This window comes from Microbulbifer yueqingensis (genome assembly GCF_900100355.1).
Taxonomy (GTDB): domain Bacteria; phylum Pseudomonadota; class Gammaproteobacteria; order Pseudomonadales; family Cellvibrionaceae; genus Microbulbifer; species Microbulbifer yueqingensis.
On sequence record NZ_FNFH01000002.1, the window covers coordinates 341,553 to 365,104 of the forward strand.

Genomic DNA, 23,552 nt, shown 5'->3' on the forward strand with positions numbered 1-23,552 from the left:
TTATCGCCACGGGCGCTCGTAGGCACCGAGCGTGGTCTGTTTGCCCTCTGAATTCCTGCCCAGTGTCTCGCTCCAGGCCTCCTTGACTACAAAACTGTCGCTATCGCGCGCCAGTTCATCGATTGCCTCGCGCCATACCCGGACCACCTGCGCCACGTAGGAGGGACTGCGCTGGCGGCCCTCGATCTTGATTGCGCCGATGCCAGCCTCCCGCAACTGTGGCAGCAGGGCCATGCTGTTGAGGCTGACCGGTTCCTCGAGTGCGTGACCGGTCTTTTCGCCGGTGACGAAGCGGCCCTTGCAGAGCGTCGGGTAGCCGGCGTTTTCGCTCTCGCCGAAACGGTCGATCAGCACCCCGTTCAGTCGCGCATCGAGCCCCTGCGGGCCCGGCTGCCACTCGACTGCGCGGGCAGGCGAACAGACGCCATTCATATTTGGCGATTCGCCAGTGATATATGAACTCAGGTGACAGCGGCCCTCGGCCATGATGCACAGGCTGCCGAAACCAAAAACTTCCAGTTCTACCGGACTGCCCGCCGCCACCTGGGCGACCTGCTTGAGTGACAGTACCCGCGGAAGTACCGCCCGCTGCACGCCGAAATTGTCGCGATAGAAGGCCAGCGCTGCGGGGCTGGTGGCCGAGGCCTGTACCGACAGGTGCAGGGCAAGGTCCGGATAGCGCTGCCGGGCATAATCCATAAGGCCGATATCGGCGAGAATCACTGCGTCAGCGCCAAGGTCAACCGCGCGGTCCACCGCCTGCTGCCAGCGATCGAAATTGTCCGGCTGCGCGTAAGTATTGATGGCAACGAACAGCCTGCGCCCGCGGGCGCGTATTCGGTCCAACGCCTGCGCGGCCTTGCGCTCGTTGAAGTTGAGCCCGCAAAAATGGCGTGCGTTGGTTTCATCGCGAAACCCGATATAGACGGCATCGGCACCGTTATCGATGGCGGCTTCCAATGCCGGCAGGCTACCGGCAGGACAGACAAGCTCCATACTTATGATCTCCTGGCCTGAGGCGCAGCGGCAGCCTCCAGGAACCCCGCCATTACCAGCAGGCAGCGTTGCAGGCCGGCTGGAAGCCGGCGACGATCCACGGCATCCAGGCTGTTCTTGGCGGTCAGTCCCAGTTCGGTGTCACCACTGACGGTAAGGCGGCGCTGGAAGAAAAGCGTATCCGGATCCTCCGCTCCATTGGCAATGGCGAGAAAATCCCTCGCGGTCGCGGCGATGGTTGCGTCCGCGGGCTGGCCGGCGGACCGGGCCTGCAAGCGCTCGCCGCTCTTGGTTATACGCAGGTGGAGGCCGAGGTCTGTCACCGCCACCTCGAGCAGGCGCCCGTCGAGGAAGTCAAATTCGCCGTCGGCGATTTCCTGCCTGAGTTGTCGGTTGACCAGCTGTACGAGGGCCAGCTCAAGCGGGCGGGACGGCATGCGCTTCAGTACGGCACACCCCAGCCGGTATCCGGTGCTTGCGAGGGGGCTTGCAAGGGATCTGGTGAGAGAATTACTGGAGTTCAATGCCCTACTCCTTTCACATCAATAATCGCGGCATCAGCAACGGCGGGAGAACCCCGCATGCCTGACAGCGCCGGGGCTGCGTGACGTGCAGCCCCGGCTGATACTCAGACCTCCCTGGTGGGCCGCGCCCGCACAACCTGGTAGTTGCGGCGGAAGTACTGCACCGGCACGCTCCACACATGCACCAGGCGACTGAACGGGAACAGCAGGAAAAGGGTCATGCCGAGGAAGATGTGCAGCTTGAAGATAATGTGCACATTGGCAATGGCCGCTGCCGCGGTGGTACCGTCAAGGGTCACGATGGACTGCGCCCAGGTCATCAGCTTGAGCATTTCTGCGCCGTCCAGGTGACCGGTGGAGACCACGATGCTAATCAACCCCAGGATCAATTGTGCATAGAGCATCAGCAGGATGGTCAGGTCCATGCGCGAGGTGGTAGCCCGGATACGCGGGTTGGTCAGGCGGCGCTTCACCAGGATGGTCAGGCCGATAAAGCAGATGATGCCGAACAGGCCACCGATGCTCATGGCCATCAGCTGCTTGGTGGCCGCGGAGACGCCAATTGCGTGCCAGACCCACTTGGGCGTGAGCAGGCCCACGAAGTGGCCCGCGAGGATTGCGATCACACCGATGTGGAAGAGGTAACTGCCGACGCGCAGCTGTTTCTTTTCCAGCAGCTGGCTGGATCCCGTGCGCCAGGTGTACTGGTCGCGGTCATAGCGGATAAGGCTGCCCACCACGAAGACGGTAAGGGCAATGAACGGATAAATGCCGAAGAGTAACGTGTTGAGGTAGTCCATCTTCTTACTCCATTGAAGCGCGGTGCTGCGGGGCGGCCTGGTCTGCCGCATTGACCCAGTTGAGTGGCTGGCCGTCCCGGCGCTGGGTTTCGCTGGGGCGCATGGTGAGCTGGTCGCAGGCGCTGCCCTGGGTGCCGGAGAAGGATACGGCCTCTTCCTCCCAGATCTTGTCCAGGGCCTCGGGCGTGTCGTCGGGCTCCTCACCGGCGATGCGCTGCTGCAATGCCGGCACATCTACCTCGACACCGGACAACTGCAACAGACCATCCATCAGCAGGTGGTAGGGACTGTCTTTTTCCCGCAGGCGCGCGGCGAGCAGCGCCAGCACATGGGAGACCTCGGCCAGCCATTCGGTCGCCGCCTCTCCCTGGGTCGCGCAGAATTCCAGGTAGGTGGGCAGGTAGTCGGGCAGTTCGCGCTCGTTCAGGGCCAGCCCGGCACTGCGGTAGCGGGCCATCAGGTCAACCATCGCCTGGCCGCGATCCCGGGACTCGCCGTGCACATGCTCGAACAGGTGCAGGGATACCTGCCGGCCCCGCTCGAACAGCCCGTCGTATTCCGACTGCCAGTCCAGGGCATCCATACGTTCAAAATAGGAAATGAAGGCCAGCAGCTTGTCGCGCAGGGCCGTATCGATATCGGAGGACTCCGCTACCCAGCGGGTCAGCTCGTCCAGGTTCTCCACCAGCTCGTCCGCGGGGTAGTCGAGCAGGCGTGAAATCAGGTTCAGGGTTTTCATAGTATTTCTCGCTTCGGGCGCTGTAGGAATGGGCCCGTTGCCGGGCCACAATTCTCCGGGAGACAGGCCCGGGTCAATCCACCACTTTCGCCGGTATCACCTGGCGTACTGTCTGCTTCTTGCCACCAAAGATATTGGTGCTGTCGTTACCGGTACCGCAGCCGTTGCCGAAGCTGAAGCCGCAGGAGGATTTCATGTCGTAGGCATTTTCGGCGTAGGCCTTGTGGCTGCTGGGCACCACGAAACGGTCCTCGTAATTGGCCAGCGCCAGGTAGCGGTACATGTCCTCCACCTGCTGCACCGACAGCCCGGCCTCTTCCAGTAGCTCCCGGTCCTGGACGCCATCTACATGGATGCCGCGCATATAGGCGCGCATCACGATCATGCGTTCCAGCGCGCGCGCTACCGGTGCCTCGTCGCCCGCGGTGAGCAGGTTGGCCAGGTACTTGAGCGGAATGCGCAGGGTGGACAGGTCCGGGATTTCGGCGTTGCGGCCCACGGTCACGGTTTCCACGTCGCCCGCCTGCACCGCATTCTGGATCGGCGACAGCGGCGGCACATACCAGACCATTGGCAGGGTGCGATACTCCGGGTGCAGCGGCAGTGCGATCTGCCAGTCGATTGCCATCTTGTACACCGGCGACTGCTGGGCAGCATCGATCCACGCCTGCGGGATACCCTCGGCGCGGGCGGCTTCCTGCACCGCCGGATCGCTCGGGTCCAGGAAGATGTCGCACTGGGCCTGGTACAGGGCCTTGTCGTCCTCCACCGACGCGGCTTCCTCGATGCGGTCGGCGTCGTAGAGCAGCACACCCAGGTAACGGATACGACCGACACAGGTCTCTGAGCAGATGGTCGGCTGGCCCGCCTCGATGCGCGGGTAACAGAAGATACACTTCTCCGATTTACCGGTTTTCCAGTTGTAGTAGATCTTCTTGTAGGGACAGCCGGACACACACATCCGCCAGCCGCGGCACTTGTCCTGGTCGATCAGCACGATGCCGTCTTCCTCGCGCTTGTAGATGGCACCGCTGGGGCAGGACGCCACACAGGCCGGGTTGAGGCAGTGCTCGCACAGGCGCGGCAGGTACATCATGAAGGTGTTTTCGAACTCACCGTAGATGTCCGCCTGGACCTCATCGAAGTTCTTGTCCTTGCGGCGCTTGTCGAACTCGGTGCCCAGGATCTCCTCCCAGTTCGGGCCCCACTCGATTTTTTCCATGCGCTCGCCGCTGATCAGCGAGCGCGGGCGGGCAACTGGTTGATGCTTCTGTTCCGGCGCCTTGTGCAAAGTCTGATAGTCGAAATCGAACGGCTCGTAGTAGTCATCGATTTCCGGCATATCCGGGTTGCCGAAGATATTCGCCAGCACCCGGTGCTTGCCGCCGATCTTCGGCTGCAGCTTGCCGTTTTTCTTGCGCGTCCAGCCGCCGTTCCACTTGTCCTGGTTCTCCCACTCCTTCGGGTAGCCGACACCGGGCTTGGTCTCGACGTTATTGAACCAGGCGTACTCGACCCCCTCGCGGGAGGTCCACACGTTCTTGCAGGTCACGGAACAGGTATGGCAGCCGATACACTTATCGAGGTTCAGCACCATGCCGATCTGGGCTCTTACTTTCATTGCACGGCCTCCTCTTGTGCTACCGGCTCTTTCACTTCTTCTCCGTCGAGCCAGTCCACTTTGTTCATCTTTCTTACGATTACAAACTCGTCGCGGTTACAGCCCACGGTGCCGTAGTAGTTGAACCCGTAGGACTGCTGGGCGTAGCCGCCGATCATATGGGTCGGCTTCATCACCGCACGGGTCACAGAGTTGTGGATACCGCCGCGGGTACCGGTGGTCTCCGCCCCGGGCGTATTCACGATGCGCTCCTGGGCGTGGTACATCATCGCCATGCCGTCGGGTACCCGCTGGGACACCACCGCCCGGGCCGCGATGGCACCGTTGACGTTGAAGATCTCGATCCAGTCGTTGTCCTCGACACCCGCGAGCTTTGCATCGGTTTCGCTCATCCAGACAATTGGCCCGCCGCGGGACAGGGTCAGCATCAGCAGGTTGTCGGAGTAGGTGCTGTGGATACCCCACTTCTGGTGCGGGGTAATCCAGTTCAACAGGATCTCCTTGTTGCCGTTCGGCTTCTGGTTCAGTACTGGCTGCACTGTCTTCAGGTTGATCGGCGGCTTGTACACGCACATGTTCTCGCCGAAATCACGCATCCACTCGTGATCCTGGTAGAACTGCTGGCGGCCGGTAATGGTGCGCCAGGGGATCAGCTCGTGGACGTTGGTATAGCCGGCGTTGTAGCTGACGTGCTCGTCCTCAAGGCCCGACCAGGTCGGCGACGAGATGATCTTGCGCGGTTGCGCAACGATGTCGTTGAAGCGGATCTTCTCGTCTTCCTTCGGCTTGGCCAGATGCGTATGGTCGCGCCCGGTCACCTTGCCCAGCGCCTCCCAGGCCTTCACCGCCACCTGGCCGTTGGTTTCCGGCGCCAGCGACAGGATCATTTCCGCCGCGTCCACCGCGCTGTCGATACGGGCGCGGCCGTTGCGCGCGCTGTCCTCGGTCCAGGTGCGGTTGAGCTTCTTGAGGAAGTCCACTTCCACTTCGGTATTCCAGCTGATGCCCTTGCCGCCGTTGCCGAGCTTCTCCAGCAGCGGGCCGATGGAGGTAAAGCGGTTGTAGGTATTGGGGTAGTCGCGCTCCACCGGGATCATGCTGGGCGCCGTGACCCCGGGCACCAGGTCGCACTCACCCTTCCACCAGGCCTTGACGCCGAACGGCTGCGCGATTTCGGTGGGCGTATCGTGGTGGATCGGCAGGGTCACCAGGTCGGTCTCCACCCCCAGGTGCCCGTCGGTCAGCTCGGAGAATTTCTTCGCCACACCCTTGAAAATGTCCCAGTCGCTACGTGCCTCCCACGCCGGGTCCACCGCCTTGGTGAGCGGGTGGATGAACGGGTGCATGTCGGACGTGTTCATGTCGTCCTTCTCGTACCAGGTGGCGGTCGGCAGGACGATGTCCGAGTAGAGGCAGGTGGTGGACATGCGGAAGTCCAGCGTCACCAGCAGGTCGACCTTGCCCTCGCTGGGCTGGTCATGCCAGGTAATGTCCTCCGGTTTCTTGCCGCCGGCCTCGCCCAGGTCCTTGCCCATCAGGCCATGCCTGGTGCCCAGCAGGTGACGCAGCATGTACTCGTGGCCCTTGCCGGAAGAACCCAGCAGGTTTGAGCGCCAGATAAACATGTTGCGCGGGTAGTTCTGGGGGTTGTCCGGGTCCTGGTTGGCAAACTTCAGTTCGCCGCTCTTCAGCTGCTGCACCGCGTAGTCTTTCGGGTCCATACCCGCGGCGGCGGCGTCCCTGGTGAGCTGCAGCGGGTTGATACCCAGCTGCGGCGCGGACGGCAGCCAGCCCATGCGCTCGGCGCGGCTGTTGTAGTCGATGATGGAAGCCTGCCACTTGCTCTTGTCGGCCAGCGGCGAGACCACCTCTTCCATCTCCAGCTTCTCGTAGCGCCACTGGTTGGAGTGGTTGTAGAAGAAGGAGGTACCGTTCATATGGCGCGGCGGGCGCTGCCAGTCGAGGGCGAACGCCAGCGGAGTCCAGCCGGTCTGCGGGCGCAGCTTCTCCTGGCCCACGTAGTGGGCCCAGCCACCGCCACTCTGGCCGATACAGCCACACATCATCAGCATGTTGATGAGGCCGCGGTAGTTCATGTCCATGTGGTACCAGTGGTTCAGCGCGGCACCGACAATCACCATGGAACGGCCGCGGCTCTTGTCGGCGGTGGAGGCGAACTCGCGGGCCACGCGGATGACGTCCTGCGGGCGGCAGCCGGTGATCTTCTCCTGCCAGGCCGGGGTGTAGGGCTTGTCATCCTCGTAGCTGTGGGCGCAGTTGGGATCGTCCAGGCCGTGCTCGACGCCGTAGTTGGCCAGGGTCAGGTCGTAGACGCTGGCCACGCGCAGGGTCTCACCGTCCTTGCCGGTAACCAGCCTGACCGGCACCTTGCGCTCGATCACGTCGCTGTGGTCGGTGTGCTGGAAGTAGTCGTATTCGTGGGTCTGGCCACCGAAGTACGGGAAGGCCACCTGGGCGACCTCGTCCGCGGCCTCCTTGAGGCTCAGCATCAGCTGCAGCTCCTCACCGCTCTTGCCGTCGCGCTGCTCGATATTCCACTTGCCCTGCTCGCCCCAGCGATAACCGATGGAGCCCTGCGGGGAGACCAGCTGGCCGTCGTGGTTGATGGCGATGGTCTTCCATTCCGGGTTGTTGTCCTGGCCCAGGTTTTCGGCCAGGTCCGACGCGCGCAGGAAGCGCCCCTGCACCAGCCGGCCGTCCTGCTCCTCGAGGGTGACCAGCATCGGCATGTCGGTGGTGGTGCGCACATACTCGGTGAAGTAGGCGCTGGGCTTGTCCACGTGGAATTCCTTCAGGATCACGTGACCGAAGGCCATCGCCAGTGCGGCATCGGTACCCTGGCGCGGTGCCAGCCAGGTGTCGCCGAACTTGGAGCACTCGGAGTAATCGGATGTGATGACGCAGGTCTTGGCACCCTTGTAGCGCACTTCGCTCAGGAAGTGGGCGTCCGGCGTACGGGTCTGCGGGACGTTGGAGCCCCACACGATCAGGTAATTGGAGTTGTACCAGTCCGCGGACTCCGGAACGTCGGTCTGCTCACCCCAGATCTGCGGGGAGGCCGGCGGCAGGTCACAGTACCAGTCGTAGAAACTCAGGCAGTTACCACCGATCAGGGACAGGTAGCGGGCGCCGGCGGCGTAGGAGACCATGGACATGGCCGGGATCGGCGAGAAGCCGGTGACGCGGTCGGGACCGTACTCCTTGGTGGTGTAGACGTTGGCGGCGGCGATCAGCTCGTTGACCTCGTCCCACTTGATACGCACGAACCCGCCCATGCCGCGGCGCTCCTTGTAGGACCTGGCCTTGGCCGGGTCCTCGACGATGCTGGCCCAGGCCTCAACCGGGTCGCTGTGCTTGAGCCTGGCCTCGCGCCACAGCTTCACCAGGCGCTTGCGGATCTTGGGATACTTGAGCCGGTTGGCCGAGTACATGTACCAGGAGTAACTGGCACCGCGGGGGCAGCCCCGCGGCTCGTGGTTGGGGAGGTCCGGGCGGGTGCGCGGATAGTCGGTCTGCTGGGTTTCCCAGGTGACCAGCCCGTCTTTTACGTAGATTTTCCAGCTGCAGGAGCCGGTGCAGTTGACGCCGTGCGTGGAGCGGACAATCTTGTCGAACTGCCAGCGGCGACGGTAGCCATCTTCCCAGCTGCGGTCATCATCGGTCTTTTCCCCATGCCCGTTGGCAAAGGGTTCCTTGTTTTTCTTGAAGTATTTCAGTCGGTCCAGGAAATGGCTCATGCGTTTCTCCCAGGGCATAAAAATGCGGTTAAACCATCGGGTTAGCGCGAATATAAAAGCCCGCTTCGGGGCGATCACCTGCCCCAAAAGGGGTAGAAAGGGGGGTATCTACCCACGAAGGGGTAGGGAACAGGGGGCGGCAGGCGGGTAAGGTGCGGCTGAAAGCGAACAAAGACGGGGCCCGTAGGGGAACCACGGGCAACTGCTCAAAAAATATGCAACAATGGCGCTCTTTGGTGGTACTACCAAAAACGCCTGCGCGGCAGGGGCATAATAGGCCCCGGGGCCAAATCGACCGACAGATAAACAGATATGCTCAACCGAATCCGCCAGTCCATCGTTTACCGCATCGGCACCCTGATGCTGCTCACCGTTCTGGTCGCGCTCAGCTCCATGGTCGCGTCTTACGTCATCTCCGATGCCGCCGAGAACGACGCGGCCGCGGTCAACCTGGCGGGCTCACTGCGCGCCATGAACTACCGGCTGGCTGCCACTGCGCCCGCCGGCGACCGGGAGGCCACCCGCCAGGTAGCCGACCAGGTGGCTCGCCGCCTGCAGCGGGTACTGGATATTTCCGATTTCGTGGCGGACGACAGCAGCAGTGCGGCCGCGCGCTATACAGAAGTACAGAACCACTGGCAGCAGGAGATCCGCCCGCTGGTGGAGTCGGTGGCCGCCGGGCAGACCCCCATGAACTCGTTCCAGCTGGCCAGGCGGCTCGAGCCCTTTATCGGCGAGGTGGACGCGCTGGTGTCCGAGTACCAGCAGATCGCGGAAACGAAGATCCGGCTGCTGCGCGTGGTACAGCTGGGGTCCCTGTTCGCCACCGTGCTGCTGGTGTATCTCTCCCTCTATATCCTGCATCGGTCTGTGGAACAGCCACTGCAGCAATTGACCGACCGTTCAATGAGCATCGCGCAGGGGGACGTCGACCTCTCCCCGCTCGATATCGACAGCGAGGATGAGCTCGGGGTGCTCGCGCGGACGATCAATTACATGAGCGACGAGATCCACGCGACCCATCGCGACCTTGAGCGTCGCGTGCAGCTGAAAACCGCCCAGCTGCAGAAGAGCCACGAGGCCCTGGACTTCCAGTATCGCCTGGCGCGCCGGATTGGCGAGGGGCCGCTGCAGGGCGCCGAGCTGGAGCAGTGGCTGTCCGAGTTCTCGCGACTGGCCGACCTGGAAAACCTTGACCTGTGCCTGATGACGCCCGAGGGCGAGGCGCCCTACGAACACCTGGTGCGCGGTTTCGGCAATAACCACTGCGACCCCGGCGACTGCCAGGTCTGCGTCAGCACCTGTGGCTCGACGGTGGAGGGTGACCAGCGCAACTACCGCTTCCCGCTGGAGGTGGACAAGCGCAATTACGGCGTACTGGTGTGCAGCCTGCCGCAGGAGGAGGAACTGGATGAGGAGCAGCAGCAGCGCCTGGCCACCTTTGCCGACAGCGTTACCGCCGCCATCGCCATCAACGAGCGCGAGGCCCAGGAGCGCCGCGTGGCGCTGATGGACGAACGCGCCATTATCGCGCGCGAGCTGCACGACTCGCTGGCCCAGTCCCTCTCCTACCTGAAAATCCAGGTCACTCGCCTCACCCGCGCCAACCGCGGCGAGCAGGTCGACCGGGACCAGGTGCAGGAGATCATCGCCGAGCTGAAGGAGGGACTGGACTCCTCATATCGGCAGTTGCGGGAACTGCTTACTACCTTCCGGCTGCAGATCGGCCAGGGCGGCCTGCGGGGCATCCTGGAGCAGGCCATCCTCTCCTACCGGGAACAGCACCCCCAACTGAGTATCCTGCTGGATTACCGCCTCGATGAGATCCCGCTCACCCCCCACGAGGAAATCCACCTCCTGCAGCTGGTGCGCGAGGCGTCGCAGAACGCGGTCTACCACTCCCAGGGGGACCGCGTGGAAATCAGCCTGCTCCAGGGGGTCAACCACAGCCTGGAGGTGCAGATCCGCGATAACGGGATAGGTATCAGCGACGCGCCGGAGAAACGCAATCACTTCGGCATGTCCATCATGCAGGAACGGGCCAGCAACCTGGATGGTGAGCTGGCGATCCGGCGGCGCGAAACCGGCGGTACCGAGGTTTCCTTTACATTTGTGCCCGACTACGCCCGCAACCGGGAAGTCATCTGGCAGGAGGCGTGATCACCCAATGCTCTACACCACCCTGAAAACCCTGCACATGACCCTTGCCATGCTGTCCTTCAGCGGCTTCATGCTGCGCACCGGCGGCCAGCTCGCTGGCGCAGGATGGGCGCGGGGCCGGGTCGCCCGGTTACTTCCCCACCTGGTGGATACCGCCCTGCTGGTCTCCGCGCTCTTCCTTTTGCAACGCCTGCAGTGGTACCCGCTGCAACAGCCATGGCTGCTCGCCAAGCTCGGCGGGCTGCTCGCCTATATAGGACTGGGCGTCGTCACCGTGCGCCTTGCCCGCAACAGCAGTGAACGTTTGCTGGGAGCAGCGGGCGCTAGCATGGCTTTCGCCTACATGGTATCGGTGGCGATCAGCAAGTCACCGCTGCCGTTCATCTAAGGCCACGGTCACGGGAAGGATGGGGTGATGGAAAGCTCGCGCAAGCCAGATACCGCAACCGCCATGCGTGCCCTTATCAGTGAAGCCCGTCGCGCCCTGCCCTTTCACCTGCCGGCGGCCCAGCTGTGCGCCGGCCCCTGCCAGGGCTGCCCCAAGAAGCTACTGGAATTTATCGACGGGGAGCTGTTCGACTGGACAGAGCGCCTCGATCAGGGAGAGATCCCCACCCTCGGGGATGTCAGCACGCTCGGCAAGCGCTGCCGGAAAATCCATGCCGTTATCGCGAAGAATGGCCTGATCCAGCCGGACTGAACGGATCCGGGCAGCGGGACAGCCGCCCCGCTTCCCTCAGCCCGGATGCCCGTCGGGGCGCGCGCGGAAAAGTACCGGCGTGTAGTAGACAAGGAACAGCCCGTAACCCACCACCCAGGCCGCCACCGCGGCCAGGAATCCGGCCGGTGCCGGCGCCCAGAAGACCCGGGCTAGCGCCGAGAACGACAGTGCCGCGAATGCCAGCGGCATCAATGGCGGGACGGCCAGGAGCCGGCCGGTGTGGCCCAGGCTGACGCGACTGATCATCGCCAGTATCAGTCCACCGATGCCGCCTACCGCCAGCGCATGGACGGCGCCGCTGCGCCAGGCCGGCGCGATTCCACTCCACCAGCACGCCAGCAGGAACAAGCCCAGGATCACGAACCAGTAGCTGATGTGCAGGGACCACACCAGCGGCTCACGCCAGATTGCGCCGGGGTGCCAGCGCAGGGCACGCACCAGCTGCAGCGCACCGAGAATGAAGGCCAGCAGGGCCAGGAGCATATCGGGCAGGCCGAAGGCGAAGGCCAGCAACAGCGCCACCAGCACGCCGTGAGTCCCGTACTCGACCGCCGCCAGCTTGTCGCGCTGGGCCAGGTGGAAGCGTCGCGCGGTGAAGAAGGGAATCACGCGGCCACCGATAACCAGTATCAGGCCGGTCATCAGCAACAGGGTGAGCAGCGCGGCATGGCCCTGGCGGGCGGGCACCAGCCAGTGGTACAGCGCCAGGCCGGCGAGGGCGAGCAGCGCCGGCAGCACGAAAGCGTTGCGCCACTGCCTGGCCACCATTACCCGCCTGCCCAATAGCACCGCCGCCAGCAGGAAAAACCCGGTCTCCGCCCCGAGCGGCAGCCACAGCGGTATCGCCGCGAACAGGTAGCCGATTCGCGCCAGCAGCCACAAGCCGACCAGCAGCTGCAGTTGCCGTCCATGCGGCGAGGGAATCCCGGTCCAGGTCTGCATGGCGGTACCCAGGAAGCCCACCACCACCGCCGCAGCGAACCCGAACAGCATCTCGTGCGCGTGCCAGGTGATTCCGCCACGCAGACCCGGCAGTGCCCAGCCGGACAACTGGGCCTGCCAGGCCAGCAGGACCAGCAGACTCCAGGCGGCCGCCCCCCAGAAAAAAGGCCGGAAGGGCATGCGCCAGATGGGCGCCAGGGCTTCGATTCGTGAGCGGTCGACTATCGGTATCAAGTTACTACTCCTCAAAACAGAAAGGGGGAGGCCAAGCCTCCCCAAGCGGTGCGAATTAACGCGGACCAATCCGGGTCAGGGGTTGTAGAACTCCCCGTTCTTGCGCAGGTAGAACCAGTAGTTAATCACCATACATACGGCGTAGAAGATGGCAAAGCCTGCCAGCGCGTATTCCGGCGTGGTGGCCTTGATCTGCTCGCCGAACACTTTCGGGATATAGAAGGCACCGTAGGCGGCCACCGCAGAAGTCCAGCCAAGCACCGGGCCGGCCTGTTCGCGGGGAAACACCATGGCAATAGTGCGGAAGGTTGAACCATTGCCAATACCGGTTGCGGCGAAGAGCACCAGGAACAGCAGGAAGAAGGGCACGAAGAACTCTTCCGGGGTCGCAGACGCGTAGGCTGCCTTCATGTAGTAGGCCACCCCCAGCGCACTCGCCACCATGATGGCCGCACAGACCTGGGTAACCAGTGCCCCGCCGACGCGGTCAGAAATCCAGCCGCCCACCGGGCGAATCAGTGCGCCGATAAAGGGACCCATCCAGGCGTACATCAGGGCGCTGGGGCCATTCGGGTTGATGGTGTCATGGGTCATCACACCGTCGACCATTACGTGGCTGTAGCCGAAGATCACCTTGATGGCCAGCGGGAAGGCCGCCGCAAAGCCGATAAAGCTGCCGAAGGTCATGGTGTAGATGACGCTCATCACCCAGGTGTGGCGGTGGTTGAAAATTCGGTACTGCCGATTGAGGCTGGTCCTGATCTCGCCTGGCAGCATCTTCAGCCCGAAGACGGTAGCGGCGATAACCAGCACCAGTACGATTTCCTTGGGCACACCCCAGCCGGAACCGTTGGCAGCCTCCGGCAGCAGCAGCCACAGGCCCACCACCGCGGTGAGGAAACCGATACCCAGCATCAGGGTCATCTTGACCATGGCAGACAGGGGGCTGCCCACATCCGGGGTAATCTCATCAGTGCGCAGGTTATTCATGCCGAACCAGCCGACGATGGCCAGCGGTACCAGGAACAGCAGCCATACAAAGCCGGCATTCTGGATCCAGGCCTCGGAACCGGCCGGAATCTTGCCGATGAGGGAGCCTGAGCTGCTGACCAATACCATGGGATCCCCACCGGCGGCACCGAAGGCGCCGAAGGTCATGAACAGTGGCACCAGGATCTGCATGGTGGTGACGCCAAAGTTACCCAGGCCCGCGTTCAGGCCCAGTGCCAGCCCCTGTTTCTCCTTCGGGAAGAAGAAGCTGATATTGGACATGGAAGAGGCGAAGTTACCCCCGCCGATACCGGACAGCAGCGCCAGCAGCTGGAACACCCACAGCGGGGTTTCCTTGCTCTGCAGCGCGAGGCCCGTCCCCAGGGCGGGGATCATCAGCAGCGCAGTGGTAAATACGATGGCGTTGCGCCCGCCGAACAGGCGAATGAAAAAGCTGCTGGGAATACGCAGCGTCGCCCCGGTCAGGCCGGCGATTGCCATCAGGGTAAAGAGGTCTGCCTTCGCGAAGGGGAACCCCAGGTTGAGCATCTGGACGGTAATGATTCCCCAGTACAGCCATACGGCGAAGCCGCACAGCAGGCTGGGGATGGATATCCATAGATTGCGGTTCGCAATCTTCTTTCCTTTGGACTGCCAGAACCCACTGTCTTCTGGAGTCCATTCGTATATGTCTGACACGGCGGCGTCTCCTAATATGGTTTTACTGATTCGCCATGCACTATGATCCCCTGCAGCCCCTCTCTCAATTACCATCAGTAAGTAACCACTTTTCCCGCCCTGCGCCAGGGCTACCCCTTTGGGGGTAGCCCGCGCCCCCGAGGCCTGTGGTAAAGTGGCTGTTCACATTTAGTACAACTGGCACCACTACGGCAGGTTAACCATGTCCCAACCGGCAACCATAATGATGGTTGATGACCACCCCCTTTTCCGCAAGGGCCTGAAGCAGCTGTTCGCAATGGAGCCCGGGCTCGAACTCGTGGCGGAAGCCAGCAGCGGTGAAGAAGCCCTGGATCTGGCCCGCGAACACGATCCCGACATCATCCTGCTCGACCTGAATATGCGCGGCATGGACGGCCTCGATACCCTGCGTGCCATGCGCGCCGCGGATATCACCTCCCGCATCGTGATGCTCACCGTCTCCGACAACAACGCCGACGTGGTTTCCTGCATTCGCGCCGGGGCGGACGGCTACCTGCTGAAGGATATGGAGCCCGAGGAAATCCTCGACCAGGTACTGGAGGCGACCCACGGCAAGCTGGCGATCAGCCAGCGGCTTACCGAGATTCTCGCATCTGCCCTGCGCAAGCCGGAAACCTCCGGCGCCGACACCCTGTCGACGCTGACCAGCCGCGAATACCAGATACTGCAACTGATCGCCGACGGCCTCAGCAACAAACTCATCGCCCGCGAGCTCGACATCAGCGATGCCACCGTGAAGGTACACGTCAAGCACCTGCTGAAAAAACTCGGCATGCGCTCGCGCGTCGAGGCGGCGGTGTGGATGGTGAACCAGAAGCGACCGGAGTCCAACTGAACGAGGTATCCCCATGAGCGATTGCTGCAGCCAGCCCGGCCTGATGCCGGTTGAAACGGCCCGCGAGCGACTGCTGGACACCCTGCAGCCGGTGCCCGGTACAGAAGATATGGCGCTGGAGCTGGCCGCGGGCCGCGTACTGGCGGAACCGGTGATCGCCGCCCTCGACCTTCCGCCCTGCGACAACTCGGCCATGGATGGTTATGCCCTGCGGCTGGCCGACCTCCACAGCGGCAAGCCGCTGGAACTGATTGGCAAGTCGTTCGCCGGCAAGCCCTTCACGGGCACGATCAATCCGGGCACCTGTGTCCGCATCATGACCGGCGCCGTGGTGCCGCCGGGCGCCGATACTGTAGTCATGCAGGAACAGGTCGAGGCCCGGGAGGAATCGGTCCTGGTAAGCGGGCGAGTTCGCGCCGGCGACCATATCCGCCGTCGCGGGGAGGATATCCGCGAGGGCGAGGTCCTGCTGGCCGCGGGCAGCCGGATTACCGTTGCCCATATCGCGCTGCTGGCCGCCGCCGGGGTCGGCTCGGTTACCGTGCGACGCCGCCCGGTAATCGCCCTGTTTTCCACCGGCGACGAGTTGCGCCAACCCGGCGAGCAACTCGGGACAGGCGACATCTACGATAGCAACCGCACCGCGCTCAAGGCCGCCCTGGCGGGCCTGGGGCTGGAAATACTGGACCTGGGTATCCTGCCTGACACCCGCTCGGTTATCGCGGACGCACTGGAGCGCGCGGCGCGCGATGCCGACGCGATCATAACCTCCGGCGGGGTCTCGGTGGGAGAAGCCGATTACACCCGCGAGGTACTCAAGGATATGGGGGAAATCGGTTTCTGGAAGGTGGCCATGAAACCGGGCAAACCCTTTGCATTCGGGCGTCTGCAGGGCACCCCATTTTTCGGCCTGCCGGGCAACCCTGTTTCCGCACTGGTGACCTTTTACCAGCTGGTGCGACCGGCGCTCGCCGTCATGCAGGGCGGCAGCTGGTCCGCCCCCCAGACCATGCGCGCCAGGTTGCTGCAGCCGCTGAACAAAAAGCCCGGCCGCACCGATTTCCAGCGCGGGTTCTTTCGCAATGACGAAACCGGCACGCTGGTGGTTGAGCCGGCGGGAACCCAGGGCAGTCATATCCTGTCTGGCCTCGCGTCCGCGAACTGCTTTATCGTCCTCGACCGGAAGAGCGGGCCGGCCGCTGCCGGGGACATGGTTACCATCGAGCCCCTGCAGGCACCCCTCCTCCGCTGAACCGCACCCGCCGCGCTCGCACTGGCCACTGGAAGGCCGGGCCGCGTGGCGCTAACCTGAGGACTGCCGGGCGACGGGAGAATCCAGGGAGACGGGCCGGCATTCCCCCGGTGCGTTTCCCTTCCTGCGGCCGCCCCCCCTACCTGCCAGAAAGGAAGCAGCGCCAGTGAAAGCGATCGGGTTGTACCAGTACCTGCCAGTCGAAAACGAGAAGTCACTTGTCGACGTCTACCTGGACCGCCCGCGGCCCGGGCCACGCGACATTTTGGTGGCAGTGCAGGCAATAGCCGTCAACCCGGTGGACACCAAGGTGCGGGCACCGAGAGAGGGCGCCGAAAAACCGTCGGAAACGCCGCAGGTTCTCGGCTGGGACGCCGCCGGGGAGGTGATTGATACCGGCGAGGAAGTGGAGAACTTCCGCCCGGGTGACCGGGTGTATTACGCCGGCGATATCACCCGTCCCGGCTGTTACAGCGAAATGCACCTGGTGGACGAGCGGCTCGCCGGGCACCTGCCCGAAAGCCTCGACTTCACCTCCGCGGCCGCGTTGCCCCTGACCGGCCTGACTGCCTGGGAGGCGCTGTTCGAGCGCCTGGGCATTTCCACCACCGGGGAGGACGCCGGCAAAAGCATCCTGGTCATCGGCGGCGCCGGCGGCGTGGGTTCCATGGCCGTCCAGCTGGCGCGGCACGTAGCCCGCCTGAAGGTGCTTGCGTCCGCGTCGCGCACCAAGTCCAGTGTCTGGACCAAGAAGCTCGGTGCCCACCATATCGTCAACCACCGCCACCCTCTCGACCGCGAGTTGCAGGAACACGGCTTCGATACGGTGGATTACATCCTCTGCCTCAACGATACCGACCAGCACTGGAACGCGATGGCCAATGCCATTGCCCCGCAGGGACGCATCTGCGGCATCGTCGACAACCGCGATCCCCTGCCCCTCAACCTGTTGAAGAGCAAAAGCGCCACCTTCGCCTGGGAATTCATGTTCACCCGCTCCAGGTATCGCACGCCGGATATGCAGCGACAGGGGGAAATTCTCAACGAAATCGCGCGACTGGTTGATGAGGGGGTCCTGAAAAGTACCGTTAACCAGGTGCTTGAACCGATCAACGCCGCCAACCTGCGCCAGGCGCACGCGCTGATAGAAAGCGGGCACACGATTGGCAAGATTGTTTTGGCGGGGTGGTAAAAAGCCTGCTTGCAGGCGGAACCGCTTCCCAATGTCGCCTGCAAGCAGGCTCCTACGACGAGGCTCCAGCCACTCTGCCTCCGCGACGGTTAAAACCTCGGTGAGCCTGCGAGAGCCGCCCGGAAAGGATTGGCGAGATAGCGGACACACAATCGGAAAGATTGTTTTGGCGGGGGGCAAAAAGTCAGTCCGTAGGAGCCTGCTTGCAGGCGAAAGGGCTCCGCAAAGTCGCCTGCGAGCAGGCTCCTACGACGGGGGTTACAGCCACTCTGCATCCCACAACGGATAATATCTCGCCGAACTTACCAGGCCCGCCCTGAGAGGATTGGCGACGAGATAGCGGGCAACCTCCCGAACATCCTCTTCTGAGCGCAAGGCGTGGTCGTGAAAGCCTCGCTGCCAGACCTGGCCATGCCATCGATCTCGAAGCAACATGGTCGTGAGGGCCTTAACCTTTTGAACAGTCTGGGAGAGGTTCGATTCTTCCGCGAGCTGCATTAACCAGTGAATATGGTCAGGCATCACAACGTAGCAGAGCGTACAAGCAGAGTTTTCAACTTCACGCAGTGAAGCTACAAAGGCCCGCCCACGCCAGAAATCCGCAAATACCCGCCGCCGCCGGTAGCACACCGCGGTAATCAGGTAGATTCGATTAGGCTCGCTATGCCGCCCCAGGCGCAGGCGATGTCCGTGGGGTCGCTGATTCATCCCCTTATTTTTGTTCGCACCGAACAATCATTACATCAGTAACGGCTGCTTATGGCGGGGATATGTTCTTGTTGTTCGCCTGCAAGCAGGCTCCTACATGGTTTCCCGTAGGAGCCTGCTTGCAGGCGATTTTGTCAGAGCTTGCCGATCACGTTGATGAAGACACCCTGGCTGTCGTAATCCAGCTGGGTCAGGTCATCCGAGAAGTCGGTGAAGTTGTAGCCCGCACCCACCTTCAGGTGCTTGCCCACATGCCGGTAGACACCCAGCAGGGCGCCGCTGCGGCGGTCCTGGGCATCCGGCAGGTCGAGCATACGCCCCTCGATCAGCAGGTCCCACTTGTTCACAAAGTGCCAATCGGCGCGCAATACGTACAGGCTGGCGCGACTGTCAAAGAACTCGGGATCCACGCGGTCCTGGCTCAGCTGGCCCAGCCGGTAGGCGTACTTGGCACCGAGGGTCCAGCGCCGGCTCACGTCATAGCTGGCGTCCACCGAGAAAATATGGCTTTTCTGGATGAACTCGGCCGCGGTGTTTTCCACCGTCACCTGGCCCGCCGTGGGAACGTTGTAGAAGTAGGTGTACTTCAGCAGCGTGTTGAGGCGGTCATTGTCCACCGGGCGATAGGCGTAGCCCATCACTGCCTCGGTGAACTTGCCGTCGTAGAACTGTCCCTGGGAACTCTTGCTGTCGGAATAATTGAGCTTGGCCACCAGGCGCCAGCTGGGACTCATCTGGTAGCTGGCGTTGTTCTTCATCAGCCAGGTCTGGCGCTCGCTCTCCGTCACCGTTTCGGCGTCCACCGGCGTTTCCATGGTATCGGTGCGGTACTCCACCGCAGATGAAACGCGAACCGCCTGGGTGCTGTAGCCCACGTTGGCACCCACTGCCCGGCGCTGGGTCTCGGCGCCGGTGCGGGGATCCTCCAGGGTGCCGGCTTCCATGCTGGTGCCGTAGTGCCAGCGGTCACTGGGGGCCAGGTCCATACCGAGCGCGTGGGTAAGGCCGGTGGAGACGTCGCCGTGGGTGTAGCGCTCCTCGCCATACACGCTGAGGCTGTCAGAGTAGCGGCTGCGGAAGCCGCTGCTCATGTTGCCCTTGCGCGCGCGCACACCGGTATCGGTGCGCTCATTATCGAGGGTGTAGTTCAGGTAGACATTGGTCCGGTCACTGACCAGGTAATCGGTGCCCAGCCGCGCCCCGGTTCCGGTGTCTCCCTCGGAGAGCTCTGTATCCAGCGTCAGCCTCTCGCTTACCCGGTAGGCGCCGCCGACACCAACGCGATTATTTTCGTCGCGGTTGCCGGTAACCTCCATGGTGCGCTGCACGAAACCGAAGGCACTCCAGTCGGCACCGGAATTGTATGCCGCCTCCACGGCGACATCGGTGCGATCGCCCTGGGTCTGGGTGGGCGCCACCACCGGGGAGTGATCTTCGCGGGTATCGGCGCGCCCGCCGGTGGTAACCCGCCAGCGCTCGTTGATGCGGTAGCCCACGGACAGGTCCACCGCCGAGGTCTGCAATCCCAGTTCCTGTTCGCGCTGGTCAGTCTTCACGCCGACGTCGAAGCGCTCGCCGATCGGCAGGTTGACGCTGGCACCGCTCTGGACGGTATCCTGGTTCACCAGTTGGCCCGGGGCGGCGAAGCCCGCCTCCCGCTCCTGATGATAGAAGGTACCGGTTCCACGGGCGCCCTCGAACAGGTCGCCGAGATGCAGGCTGGCCTCAATTTTATTCGCGCTGGCCTTGGGGTCAGGGTTCAGGGTATCGACGCTGTTGAAGTTATCGCCGACGGCCGGGTTGAAGCTGAAACCGCCGTCGTAGGAAGACACGCTGTTGAGGGTGTTGCCCTCGCTGGTAGCGGATTCGAGCTTCACCCAGCTACCGGCGCTCGCACGCAGCGTCAGGTCGACGCCCTGCAGGGAGGACTCATTGTCCTCCTCATCCTGCTGTGATCCGCTCAGCCCGAGTTTGACATAATCGCCCAGCCAGTAATGGGCGCGGCCGCCCACCGCCAGGGTGTCCATTTCCTCGAACCCGGGCGTGTACTCATAGCGGGTTACCAGGTACTGAGGGTTGCCGTTGTAGGCACCATCCTGGACGAGCTGGTTGTCGCTGGCGATCGCCGACAGGGGCCGGTTCAGCAGGATGCGTCCCTGGATATAGTCCACGTCATAGTCGATCACCGGCGTCAGGTTCTTGACCCCGAGCACCAGGCCGGAATCCTTGTCCCGCACCTCGATACGCACCCGCTCGGAGCCGGCGAGGATATCCTGGTGGCGCAGGAAGTACAGGGAACCACCGGTACCACGGAATTCGTCGCGCCCGGCAATGGTTCCCGGCTCGGCACTGAAACCGTCAACCTGGAAGCGTTTTTCCCCAAAACTGGTGACGTCGTCCGTCTCGAAGTGTGCGTTCGCACCATAGAGCGCCCGGTCGATATGCGCCAGCTCGTTATCGGTGTAGGACGCCTTGAAATTACCCCACATGCCGTAATCGTCGTACTTCGACAGCTTGACGTAGAACTTGCCGGAAGTCGGCGCGTCTTCCACCACGGTGGAGTCGTCACCGAAGGTCGGGTAATACAGGTCGGAATCCAGGCGCCGGAACAGCGCATCAGGGGATTTCTCCATGAAATTGGAGAACAGCTGGTCCACCGGACCCTCTTCCGTGTCCGCACTGGCCGACAGGTTCCAGCCCTCGCCGAAGTCGCCGCTGGTGTAGAACGCCAGCCGCCCGTCGTAACTTACCGAGTTGTCATAGTGGGTCTCGTCACCGGTCACGAGGGCTGCGGGGCCGTTGGTGTCATCGAGGCCGATGGTGAGGTCGGCGATACCCACAGTAAACCAGTCGTTGTTGCGGAAGCGCAGGTCGCGCAGGAACAGCTCGCCATTGCCCTGCTCGTCCAGCACTGCCACCTCGACGGTGTGCAGCCCGCGGGAGAAAATCTCTTCAGCCACGAACTCGCCGCTTTCACTCACCGGCACCGGCCGGCCCGCCACCCACACGGTGTGGTCAGCGGGAATCTGTGCCCCGTTCACCAGCACTGAATTGCCGTCGAGCGGGATACCCTGGCGGGCGAGGCGATTCTCACCGTAACCCACCAGCAACTCTTCTTCCGGGTCGGTCTCCTGCAAGGGCGGATCCAGTTGGTCCACCAGCCACAGGGTCTGGGGTTTGGTCTCGTCGTAGCGACCATCCTCGTCGTAGACGCGCAGCAGGTACTGGAGTTTCTTCAGCGGCGCCTCGAACGCTTCCATATCCGCGCTCCAGCCACCCCGGCCATTACTATCAAGCGGGACCACGGCCACCGGCTCATCGCGAATCGACTGCTCCTCCTCGAACACACGCACTTCCGCGCGCTCGATAAAGGCGGGGTAGTTGGTATAGCTCCGGAACTCGACGCGGCTGTCGTCCACCTCGGTTTCGGGATCGTCCGCATAGCGCACCGTAGTCGGCCAGGCACTGACATTCAGCCGCGGTGTCATTTTCTGGTTGTCGAAGCGGAACTGGATATTGGCCTGCTCCAGCGCCAGGTCCGTACAGCGCTGCAGGTCGGCGGAATTCCGGTAGGGGTCGTACTCGGGGCTGCCATCCACCGTGATACGCATCAGGTTCAACGCATAAGGATTATTGGCCACTGCTTCGCGGTCAATGCGCTCGATCGCCAGGCGGTCCTGCTCCGCCAGTATGGCCAGCTCATCGTAGAGTACCTGCACTTCGACCCGGGCGCCGCCCATGTCGATAAATCCGGAGGAGACGACGTCGTCTGACTGCACGTAGCCGCGCCCCTCGAATTCCACCTGCTCATCAGACAGGCTGAGCTGCTCCTGTACCTGCTCCATCACCCGGCGTGCCCGCGCACGGGAGAGACCCACATCGTCGCCGTAGACCATGGCTTCACGACGCTCCATGCGCTCGTTGTCGGTGTAACCGACGAAACTTACGCGCACATTTGCCTTGTCGGACACCTCGTCCATCACACTGCGGATGGCCGCCAGCTGGCCCGCGGAAATCACCGGGTCACCCTGCTCGAAGCGGACGGTGGGCAGCGTGGTATTCGGGGATTCATGGGCGATGGTAATGGTCTCGGCACCGGCGTTCTCAGGGCAGGCCTGGATACCGTCGCCGGCAGTTTCCATCAGGTCGTCGTACCAGAATTCCACTTCGACCCGGCGGTTCAGCGCCCGGCCCTTGGCGGTGTCGTTGGCGGCGATCGGCTGGGTGGCCCCCTTGCCACTGAAGGTTACCGCGTAGGCGGGCAGTCCCAGCGCATCACGAACCGCCAGTGCAACGCGGCGCGCCTCGGCGCGGGAGAGTGCCTGTTGGTCCTCGTAGAGTTCCGCGGGGCCTTCCGGAAGTGCCTGGCCGTCGGTATGACCGACAAAATGCACCACCAGGTTCTGGCGGTCAGCCATCTGCGCGCGTACCTCGCGGATACGGCGAATGAACGCCTCCGGCAGGTCCGCCTGGCCCGATTGCCAGCGTAGTGGAGAGACCAGGTTCTTGACCCGCGCACGCTGCTCGCTGCCATCCACGTAGCGCAGCCGGCACACGGTTTCCTGGCGGCACACCTTGACCCGGTTGAGCTCCATTGCCTGGGAGCGCTGCATTTCCGCGCGGGATTCCTCATCCAGCTCATCGTAAGACAGCCGAACTTCCACCCTGCGGTTCTGCGCCCGCCCGACCGAGGTGATGTTTTCCATCGCCGGCTCGGCATCGCCGCGGCCCTCGAAAGACACCGAGTCATCGGGCAGGTCGAGGGAAAGCTGCATGAACTCGGCCACCAGTTTCGCCCGCGCCCGCGAGAATTCCTCCTTGTCGAGATACTCTGCCAGCTGTTGGGACGTCAGGGGGTCGGCATCGGTGTGGCCGATAAAGTGCAGGCGGATATTGTGCACATCGCCGAGCTCGGCCAGTCTTTCGCGCAATGCGGCAACCGCTTCCTCGCTGACCTCATCATCGACACTGTCATACACCAGTGGCCCGATTGCATTCTCCTCAACCACCGGCTCCATCGCCTCGACAAACATCGAGGCATCCTGCACCCACTGCCTGCGCGGCTGTCCCAGGGTCATGGTCTCCGTGTTGTTGCCCACCGGCTGCTCGGTATATTCCGCCGTGGTTTCCACGTCCGTGGTCAGTCCCGGCACCTGCTTCCAGACCTCCCACCAGGCCGGTTCAGGTTCAGTGGCCACCGCAGGCGCTGCGGATTCCTGGGCCTGCAGCGGCAAGGCCAGGATGGCAGCCACCGCCAGGGCCAGCGGGCGCATGGCCATCGCGGGGGACTGGGGCTTCATAATGGTGTTATCTGTGTAAGCCTGCGCGCAGGCGCCATGCTTTTTATTTTGCATAGAGGA

At 63.1% G+C, this 23,552-nt stretch carries 16 protein-coding genes; 6 read left to right on the top strand and 10 right to left on the bottom strand.

The genetic code is table 11. The features are described 5' to 3' along the window. The 6 genes from ubiU to BLT26_RS05375 form a co-directional block, all read right to left on the bottom strand. Positions 1-996, bottom strand: coding sequence for a ubiquinone anaerobic biosynthesis protein UbiU (gene ubiU, locus BLT26_RS05350; RefSeq protein WP_091509776.1), 996 nt, complete (start codon positions 994-996; stop codon positions 1-3). 2 nt (positions 997-998) lie between these two features. Next, positions 999-1,520: a ubiquinone anaerobic biosynthesis accessory factor UbiT gene (gene ubiT, locus BLT26_RS05355; protein ID WP_139169408.1), complete on the bottom strand. Its 522-nt coding sequence runs from the start codon at positions 1,518-1,520 to the stop codon at positions 999-1,001. Positions 1,521-1,624: 104 nt separating this feature from the next. Beyond that, positions 1,625-2,320, bottom strand: coding sequence for a respiratory nitrate reductase subunit gamma (gene narI, locus BLT26_RS05360; protein WP_091509784.1), 696 nt, complete (start codon positions 2,318-2,320; stop codon positions 1,625-1,627). A 4-nt stretch (positions 2,321-2,324) separates the two neighbouring features. Next, positions 2,325-3,059 (bottom strand): nitrate reductase molybdenum cofactor assembly chaperone, encoded by a 735-nt coding sequence (gene narJ, locus BLT26_RS05365; RefSeq protein ID WP_091509787.1) that lies wholly within the window; start codon positions 3,057-3,059, stop codon positions 2,325-2,327. A 73-nt stretch (positions 3,060-3,132) separates the two neighbouring features. Continuing rightward, on the bottom strand, positions 3,133-4,680 hold the full coding sequence (gene narH / locus BLT26_RS05370) for a nitrate reductase subunit beta (protein WP_091509790.1): 1,548 nt from the start codon (positions 4,678-4,680) through the stop codon (positions 3,133-3,135). Next, positions 4,677-8,438 (bottom strand): nitrate reductase subunit alpha, encoded by a 3,762-nt coding sequence (locus BLT26_RS05375; RefSeq protein ID WP_091509794.1) that lies wholly within the window; start codon positions 8,436-8,438, stop codon positions 4,677-4,679. The genes narH and BLT26_RS05375 overlap by 4 nt, the downstream gene beginning before the upstream one ends. Positions 8,439-8,750: 312 nt before the next feature. Here BLT26_RS05375 and BLT26_RS05380 point away from each other — a divergent pair, with 312 nt between their 5' ends. From BLT26_RS05380 to BLT26_RS05390, 3 genes are read left to right on the top strand one after another with little or no spacing between them, the layout of a single operon-like run. Continuing rightward, positions 8,751-10,598: a histidine kinase gene (locus tag BLT26_RS05380; RefSeq protein WP_091509798.1), complete on the top strand. Its 1,848-nt coding sequence runs from the start codon at positions 8,751-8,753 to the stop codon at positions 10,596-10,598. Positions 10,599-10,605: 7 nt separating this feature from the next. Next, a complete protein-coding gene (locus tag BLT26_RS05385; protein ID WP_091509801.1) occupies positions 10,606-10,986 on the top strand; it encodes a SirB2 family protein in 381 nt (126 codons plus the stop codon). A gap of 27 nt (positions 10,987-11,013) precedes the next feature. After that, positions 11,014-11,298, top strand: coding sequence for a hypothetical protein (locus tag BLT26_RS05390; protein ID WP_091509805.1), 285 nt, complete (start codon positions 11,014-11,016; stop codon positions 11,296-11,298). A 36-nt stretch (positions 11,299-11,334) separates the two neighbouring features. Here the strand turns inward: BLT26_RS05390 and BLT26_RS05395 are convergent, their stop codons facing one another. After that, positions 11,335-12,495: an NnrS family protein gene (locus BLT26_RS05395; protein ID WP_091509808.1), complete on the bottom strand. Its 1,161-nt coding sequence runs from the start codon at positions 12,493-12,495 to the stop codon at positions 11,335-11,337. A gap of 75 nt (positions 12,496-12,570) precedes the next feature. After that, positions 12,571-14,184, bottom strand: a complete 1,614-nt coding sequence (locus tag BLT26_RS05400) for an MFS transporter (RefSeq protein WP_091509812.1) — start codon at positions 14,182-14,184, stop codon at positions 12,571-12,573. Between the two features lie 223 nt (positions 14,185-14,407). On the opposite strand from BLT26_RS05400, the gene narL reads away from it, so the two are divergent. The 3 genes from narL (at position 14,408) to BLT26_RS05415 (ending at position 17,484) form a co-directional block, all read left to right on the top strand. Beyond that, entirely contained in the window at positions 14,408-15,040 is a 633-nt protein-coding gene (narL, locus tag BLT26_RS05405) for a two-component system response regulator NarL (protein ID WP_425435267.1), read from the top strand. Positions 15,041-15,053: 13 nt separating this feature from the next. Continuing rightward, positions 15,054-16,292: a molybdopterin molybdotransferase MoeA gene (gene moeA, locus BLT26_RS05410; protein ID WP_139169410.1), complete on the top strand. Its 1,239-nt coding sequence runs from the start codon at positions 15,054-15,056 to the stop codon at positions 16,290-16,292. Positions 16,293-16,458: 166 nt separating this feature from the next. Next, entirely contained in the window at positions 16,459-17,484 is a 1,026-nt protein-coding gene (locus BLT26_RS05415) for a zinc-binding alcohol dehydrogenase family protein (protein WP_091509822.1), read from the top strand. A gap of 258 nt (positions 17,485-17,742) precedes the next feature. On the opposite strand, the gene BLT26_RS16730 is transcribed toward BLT26_RS05415, so the two are convergent. Next, complete coding sequence (locus tag BLT26_RS16730; protein WP_091511002.1) at positions 17,743-18,192, bottom strand: REP-associated tyrosine transposase; 450 nt, start codon at positions 18,190-18,192, stop codon at positions 17,743-17,745. A gap of 134 nt (positions 18,193-18,326) precedes the next feature. Beyond that, the gene (locus BLT26_RS05425; protein ID WP_091511005.1) at positions 18,327-23,546 is read right to left on the bottom strand and encodes an OmpA family protein; all 5,220 of its coding nucleotides are present in this window, start codon (positions 23,544-23,546) and stop codon (positions 18,327-18,329) included. Positions 23,547-23,552: the final 6 nt, after the last annotated feature.

Bases quoted from the DNA above. Each gene is read 5' to 3' on its own strand.
- BLT26_RS05385 (WP_091509801.1), top strand. From the start codon at position 10,606: ATGCTCTACACCACCCTGAAAACCCTGCACATGACCCTTGCCATGCTG.
- BLT26_RS16730 (WP_091511002.1), bottom strand. From the start codon at position 18,192: ATGAATCAGCGACCCCACGGACATCGCCTGCGCCTGGGGCGGCATAGC.
- ubiU (WP_091509776.1), bottom strand. From the start codon at position 996: ATGGAGCTTGTCTGTCCTGCCGGTAGCCTGCCGGCATTGGAAGCCGCC.
- BLT26_RS05375 (WP_091509794.1), bottom strand. From the start codon at position 8,438: ATGAGCCATTTCCTGGACCGACTGAAATACTTCAAGAAAAACAAGGAA.
- BLT26_RS05390 (WP_091509805.1), top strand. From the start codon at position 11,014: ATGGAAAGCTCGCGCAAGCCAGATACCGCAACCGCCATGCGTGCCCTT.
- moeA (WP_139169410.1), top strand. From the start codon at position 15,054: ATGAGCGATTGCTGCAGCCAGCCCGGCCTGATGCCGGTTGAAACGGCC.
- narJ (WP_091509787.1), bottom strand. From the start codon at position 3,059: ATGAAAACCCTGAACCTGATTTCACGCCTGCTCGACTACCCCGCGGAC.
- BLT26_RS05380 (WP_091509798.1), top strand. From the start codon at position 8,751: ATGCTCAACCGAATCCGCCAGTCCATCGTTTACCGCATCGGCACCCTG.
- BLT26_RS05425 (WP_091511005.1), bottom strand. From the start codon at position 23,546: ATGCAAAATAAAAAGCATGGCGCCTGCGCGCAGGCTTACACAGATAAC.
- narH (WP_091509790.1), bottom strand. From the start codon at position 4,680: ATGAAAGTAAGAGCCCAGATCGGCATGGTGCTGAACCTCGATAAGTGT.
- narI (WP_091509784.1), bottom strand. From the start codon at position 2,320: ATGGACTACCTCAACACGTTACTCTTCGGCATTTATCCGTTCATTGCC.
- narL (WP_425435267.1), top strand. From the start codon at position 14,408: ATGATGGTTGATGACCACCCCCTTTTCCGCAAGGGCCTGAAGCAGCTG.